The sequence below is a fragment of the Syntrophorhabdaceae bacterium genome (assembly GCA_028698615.1).
GTDB lineage: Bacteria > Desulfobacterota > Syntrophorhabdia > Syntrophorhabdales > Syntrophorhabdaceae > Delta-02.
Window position 1 is genome coordinate 1 of sequence record JAQVWF010000078.1, and the last position, 6,379, is coordinate 6,379.

6 protein-coding genes are annotated in these 6,379 nt (G+C 49.2%); all 6 read right to left on the bottom strand.

The window, feature by feature from the left end; all coding sequences use genetic code 11:
* The coding region (locus PHC90_13975) for a terminase large subunit (GenBank protein ID MDD3847452.1) at window positions 1-1,342 on the bottom strand (1,342 nt) is incomplete at its 3' end.
* A gap of 384 nt (window positions 1,343-1,726) precedes the next feature.
* A complete protein-coding gene (locus PHC90_13980; protein MDD3847453.1) occupies window positions 1,727-2,026 on the bottom strand; it encodes a hypothetical protein in 300 nt (99 codons plus the stop codon).
* Between the two features lies 1 nt (window position 2,027).
* Window positions 2,028-3,599, bottom strand: coding sequence for a bifunctional adenosylcobinamide kinase/adenosylcobinamide-phosphate guanylyltransferase (locus tag PHC90_13985; protein MDD3847454.1), 1,572 nt, complete (start codon window positions 3,597-3,599; stop codon window positions 2,028-2,030).
* 132 nt (window positions 3,600-3,731) lie between these two features.
* A complete protein-coding gene (locus tag PHC90_13990; protein MDD3847455.1) occupies window positions 3,732-3,941 on the bottom strand; it encodes an AlpA family phage regulatory protein in 210 nt (69 codons plus the stop codon).
* 96 nt (window positions 3,942-4,037) lie between these two features.
* Window positions 4,038-4,790 (bottom strand): hypothetical protein, encoded by a 753-nt coding sequence (locus tag PHC90_13995; GenBank protein MDD3847456.1) that lies wholly within the window; start codon window positions 4,788-4,790, stop codon window positions 4,038-4,040.
* Window positions 4,783-6,069: a tyrosine-type recombinase/integrase gene (locus tag PHC90_14000; protein ID MDD3847457.1), complete on the bottom strand. Its 1,287-nt coding sequence runs from the start codon at window positions 6,067-6,069 to the stop codon at window positions 4,783-4,785. The genes PHC90_13995 and PHC90_14000 overlap by 8 nt, the downstream gene beginning before the upstream one ends.
* Window positions 6,070-6,379: the final 310 nt, after the last annotated feature.

A 6,379-nucleotide genomic window follows, 5' to 3' on the forward strand; every position in this document is an offset into this window, starting at 1 on the left:
GGACGGTTAAACCCATGTCCTCAAGGTCTTTAACGATCTTTGTCGCGCCCCATCTATCGAAGAGGATTGCTTTTAAGTCATACCGTTTGCCGATTGCCTCTATACGCTTCAGAATATACCCGTAATCAATCACGGCGCCCGGTGTTGCCTCGATATACTCTTGCTTGTTCCACAGGTCATAAGGTACCCTGTCGTTCTTTGAGCGGGTCTTTATCGCATCTTCAGGACACCAGGCATAATGCAGGGTATAGAAAGGCTCGTCTTCGCTCACAGGGACAAAGCAGAGCGACAGGGCGCTTAAATCCTGTGTACTGGACAGGTCAAGCCCCGCGTAGCATTCGCACCCGGTAAGGTCCGGCAATGCTCCCACACATTCGTCAAAATCGGTTGATGATATCCATTTTGCATCCGGTGACACCCGCATATTGAGATACAGGTTTTTGAAAACGGCCTCTTTCGCCGGGATCTTCTTCGCTTGCTCGGCAAAGATCCGCATCTCTTCCAGGGATCGAAAGTCATCAAGCGCCGGGTTACAGTCAAACCATACCTGTTCGTCCCAGGGATCACAGTCATCGGGCGCCGCATAGACACAGCCATAAAATGCCGGGTCCGGTGGAAGGGTGCCGTCTTCGATCTTCAGGGCATAGTCCACCAGTTCGGAAAGGATATGGTTCGGGTCCGCTGACTGTGTGCTGATAACGATCATAAGCGGCTCTTTCCGGGCCCCGGTTCCGGTTGTAAGGTTGTCGTAAAGCTCCCGGTCCTTGGATTGCGCGAGCTCGTCATAGACCATGAATGAAGGGGAAAGCCCGTGTGCTTTCCTTCCGTCGGCTGTCATTGCCCGGTAAACACTGCCTGTCGTCGTGTCCGTGATGGTCTTATGAAAGGATTGGATATGGCAGCGGGCCTCGAATTCCGGCACGGAGAAGATGATAGCTTCCATTTCCCGGTAGATGATCGCGGCCTGTTCCCGATCCGAAGCGGCACTAAATACCTGGCCTCTTGGTTCCGATTCAGGGCCCAGGAGGTGACAAAGGGCCAGGGCCGCCGCCAGCGCTGTTTTGCCGTTCTTGCGCGGAAGGGTTATTAATGCTGTACGAACGGCCCTGTTACCCTCATTATCTGTTGCGTAGATTGCCCGGATTATCTCTTTTTGCCAGCCCCGGAGAAGAAGACGCTTGCCGGCATGGATGCCGGCGGTGATCGGAAGGAATTCACAGAAAGCAATAACACGGGCAGCCCTTGACAGTCCTTTCTTATTCCACGGTAGGACCTTTGCCCGGCTTGCCCGCCTCTGCTTGGTTGCTTTCTTCGCTGCTGACTGAATGCCCCGTCTACCCATTTAATAAGTCTCTTTTGCGCTGCCAGCGCGGTTATTTTCGCTACCTTTCCGATGATTTTTCGCTTGCGCTGTCTTGATCCCGTGACACTTCCAACACAATGACATAGCGTTGCTCTCGCTTGTCAGTGCCCCGCCGTCTTTGATCTCAACGATATGGTCAACCATGGCAGCGGGCGTTAACCGTCCTTCCTTCTCGCATTGTTCACATAACGGGTGCCTGCTTAAATACCATTGCCGGAATTTTCTCCAGGTAGTCGATAAGTAAAACGGATCGGTTTCTTTCGGTGCCCTGGCCGGTGTATGTTCCTGACAGTACGATGATCCCGGTTCGGCTATATTCGGGCAAGGGAACGAGGCGCAGTATTTACGGGCCTTTGTCGTCAACTATGCGGCCTCTACAAACCTGTGAGCGTCGTACTTGAAATGGATCTCACATATCGCCACCATGCGGTGAAGCATATCCCGCGTGATCCAGTTCTTTTCGAGAAGGTGGATGATCCACTGAAAGAGCTTTTCCGGGGTATCGAGACGGTAAAGAGCGATCTCGTATGTGACAGGATGTCGGGCGCTCTTGAAGCCTATGTAATGCCTCAAATGCAGAGTATCACCACGGCGGTAAACATCCTCGTTGTCATACGGATTGGCGCTTAAAATGTCCATGACTTCATAATTGCTTTTTTTCATGTTACCCCCATGTGCCTTGCGGCATTATTTTGGTTCCCTGCACAATCTTGAATGACAGGGTTTTGCCGTTTGGATTCTCACCCCTGAATGCTTTCGCGTCTATGATCTTCGCCTTGCCCTTGTCCAGTGCTACATAAAAGCGGGACTTATCGAGCGTGTACTGTCCGCCCCTTGCAAGGTCTTCGCCTGACTTCTTCTGCAGAAAGATGATCGCAACTCCCTCTTTCAGCTTGTCGTGGATCTTCTTGATCTCGGCCCCTATCCGCCAGGCGTCGCCGTCAACGTTTTCCATGTAGTCGATAATGAATATCTTCTTTTCTTCGGTTATGAGGTCCGCCCAATCATGCCCCCTGCGTATTGCCTTGAATCTCCAATCAGTCAACCGCATATCGCCGTGAAGCTCTAAACGGGTCCTCATTTCGGTATCGTGCATTTCGGAGTTCATATAGACAACTTCATGGCGTCCCTGGTTTCGCTTGATGAGGTCGAAGGCGATAGCCGTTTTACCGGATGATTTGGCCCCGGCGAATATGCCTACATTTCCAGGATAAAGTTTGAGCTGTCCAGACAGCAATAAAGAGAGCTCAATATCAAATTCATTCACGGGCGCGTTGAGGTAGTCGATTATTTCAACATCATTCTCGATAAGCCTGTAACATCCGCGTTTTGAGCCATAACGTTCAATCAAGGGATTCGGGCCTTCTGATAATCTCCTGAAGGCGACATTGGCCGCATGTCTGTGACTGGGTGTGACTAAATCCAATTCTCTGTGACTGTCTGTGACCATGAAGTGACCGGATGTTACTAATACCCATTGCCGGATTTCTTCGGCTATGTTTCGCTCTCTTTTGGCAGCGCGGTCAAGAGCGCTCTTTATTTTGGCTTCGATCTCTCTTTCAGGGAATGGAGGATTACAGTTACTTGCCAGCATTTCAAGCACTTGGCGGACATAATCCGGGTGCGCTCCGCCCTTTATCAGGCAATTTGCAAGGTGGAAAAGGTCTTCATCCCGGCGGCCTTCAACGAAATATTGTGACTGGATGTGACTGGACGGTATGTGACTAACTTGCTCTCTATTATATAAAAAGAATTTTTTTAAAAAAGCGGGCAAGGGCGCAGGCGGCATATCCAGAATACTGACAAGCCATCTGTAGGGTTTACCCTCGACGTTGATGCTTGGAGGTGCTACGATATAACCGCCGTCGCTCCTAACGTCGATATCGAGGCCGTTTACCTTAACAGTGTTCCGGGTCCCTTCCTCATAAGCATAAATTGCGTGCATTCCCCTGGGAGTATCACTACACGGTGTTTCCCCTTTGGAGTTCTCAAGGAAGTAATCAACCGCAGCCTGGCTGTCGAAGTCTAAAACGGTGATGCCGGAGATCCGGCCGGTGACAATGCCTACATTGGCCTTTGGATTCTTACTATACCACCCGGCAATCTCGTCTTCGGTCCCTTTTCGGTCTTGAAATTCCTTCCAACTGAAAAGCGGCCTCTTGTCGGGACCAACCGGGATCACTGAATAGCCCGCCTTCAAGTAGTCAAGCGCATAGTCCAGGTTAGTTCCGGCCACTTTCTATCCTCCGCCCGCATGTCGGGCAATAGATCACGGTGACGGGGATCATGTAACGCTTTCCGTCTTCGCCGGTTACACTGGTGAAATATGCCCGCCGGCAATCAGGGCAGGGTTTGCGGAAGGGATTCTTCACGGGGACACCCCGGCGAACCTTGCTCGGCTTTTTTGTTCCAGCCATTCGTCGAACTCGTCGGCAAACCAACCAACACTGTTTCCTCCAAGCTGTATCCGTTTGGGGAATTGACCGGTTTTTTCCAATCGCCAAATAGTTACAGACGATAGCGCGGATCTTTCTGTGATTTCAGGTTTACGGATGATTCGACGCGATTTCGTATCCATGTTTCAACCTCCTTCGTGTGTTCTGAATTAGATTAAAACACGGTGAAACGCGATGCTCCATGCGCGAAAGGGAAATAATTTTTCCCTTTATGTGGTCTATTTCTTCAAAGCGTCCTTTAGTTTTCTTCGAGGATATTCATGTGTGAGATTGAGTCCTATCAAAGCTATTTTGAGAACGTCCGCGAAATCGCTGTCAGGATACTGTGTAGGCTTCTCGCGAAAGGCTTCTTCCCAAGCCATGGCAATATGCTTTACAATCCCTTTGCTGTCTGCTGTCGGTCTTCCATGTAAAGACCCAGCGGAGCGTTTGACCTGCTGCTCGATCAATTCATTGAGCTTCTTCATCTTCCTTACCAGTACGCTCAATAAATCCCCCGTGGTACGAGCCAACTCCCGGCATTCGCCGTCAAGCTCGCTAAGGTCGTCGTCTAGCAAAACGGTATAGTTTGGAATTCTACCTACTTGTCCTTGTCTTATGGCATCAAGCAACTTGTAGCTCTTTTCCAATATAGCCAACATTGATTTACGGTCGTTCCTATACGTTTTGGAATCTGTTTGGTCAAGTAAACATGCCGCTCCTTCGAGAACGAAACGAAGTTTCATTATGAATCGCGTTACATCCTTGTGGTCATACTTCCCTTTCAGTTTCATTTTGATTTCACGCGCCTGTTCATGTGTGAAAGGGTAATCGTCGTAAAAGGAGGATACCCCATCCCCGTGGAGTATCTCAAAAGCCGTCTCAAGGTCGTCACCGGGATGGTTATCGAAATAGTCAGAATTCAGTATTGCCAAATACTCGGCTTTCTTGTCATCGTCTACGTTTATATCGATGTATTTTCTCTTAGACATTATGCACCTCAAGAGGAATGACGTTCGTTTTTTGTTTTGTAATGCTCAGGATTTCCCTTAAGCGTGACTCCCATCGTTCGAGCGCTTGCCGTTTTTCCGCTGCGTAGTCATAGCGATTATAAATCGCAAGAACACCTTGCAGCTTATGGCCTAAGACACGTTCCGCTACAACGTCGTCAATTCCTAATTCAGCGAGCCGCGTTCTCACCGTCCGGCGGAGGTCGTGTGGGGTAAACCTCTCACCATCGAAGCCCATTCCTTGCCAATGTCGATTAATCGCATGCGATAGCGACAACCTGGTAACATGCAAATCGTTCTCTTTGGGTTTGGCTGTGCTCGGTTTCCTGTGGCTATATAGGGGACTTCGTTGAGACGTGAAGACGTATTGACTGTCACCGCTGAACACCCGCGCCTGTTTGAGGATATCGATCATCATGGCGGTAAGCGGGACTTGCTGATCCTCGTCGGTCTTCCTTCGGGTCGCCGGGCTGATCCAGACACCGCTCTTTATTTCATCCCAGGTCATACCGCAAACCTCGCCGGGCCGCTGGCCTGTCAGTAGTATCATTTTCAGCGCTAGTTTTGTTCCGGCGTAAATATCAACTCCAGCCTCAAGGTCAAGCGCATTCCACAACGTTTTAATTTCGTCATCTGTAAGTACCCGTTTTCGGGATGTTTCATCCGAGCGGCTCATCTTACCACCAAGGGGTGACAACTCAATAATGCCCCTTTCTGCCGCGAAATTGAACATCCTGACTAAGACGGTTTGCAGACGGTTTCCGGTGACGGGCGCACGGTCTCTTACTTTGTCGAGCAAACGCACGGCTTCGTACCGGGTTATTGAGGCAACCTTACGCTTATTCCAAGCTGGAATAACATCCTTGGTAATGAGTCTTTTCTGGTCCGCTGCTGTGATTTTCTTTTTTAATTCTCTTTCCCAAAATTCATCGAGAAGGTCCGCAAATGTTAAAGCTTCTTTTCGTTTGCGTTTTTCTTCGTCGGCTTTTTCCGCTGGATCAATACCATTCGCAACGTCCTTTAATGCCTGGTCCTTTTTATCCCTGGCATCTTTGAGCGACAGCCCCGGATATTTCCCCAATGATATGCGTTTTTGATCGCTATCAAAAACATAACGTAAATGCCAGGATTTCCCGCCTGTCGGCATAATGCGGAGAATTAAGCCCTCGCCGTCCGCCAGCTCGTAACGGGTCGATCTGGGCCTAGCCTTTTCGACGGCCATGCTGTCTAGCTTCAATTGTTTTCCGGTATTTTTCGCCATGCTTTTTGACCTCCTTTTTGTAGTCCCCAAATTCGGGGACTAAATGGGGACTAAAATAAAAGCAACACAATGAAACGTCATGAAAATATAAATACCCTGAAATAATATAGAATGTCAATAGGTTATAAGACTACATCAATTGATTTGAAACTGTAAGAAAAGCCTTGAAATGTGTATTATTTAGCTTCGGGAGCAAGAGGCCGCTGGTTCAAATCCAGTCATCCCGACCATTCTTCTGCGCGTTCCATCATTATCCGCATAGCATAAAATCAAGCACACCATGACCTGATGAAACACATGTGTTCTCTGG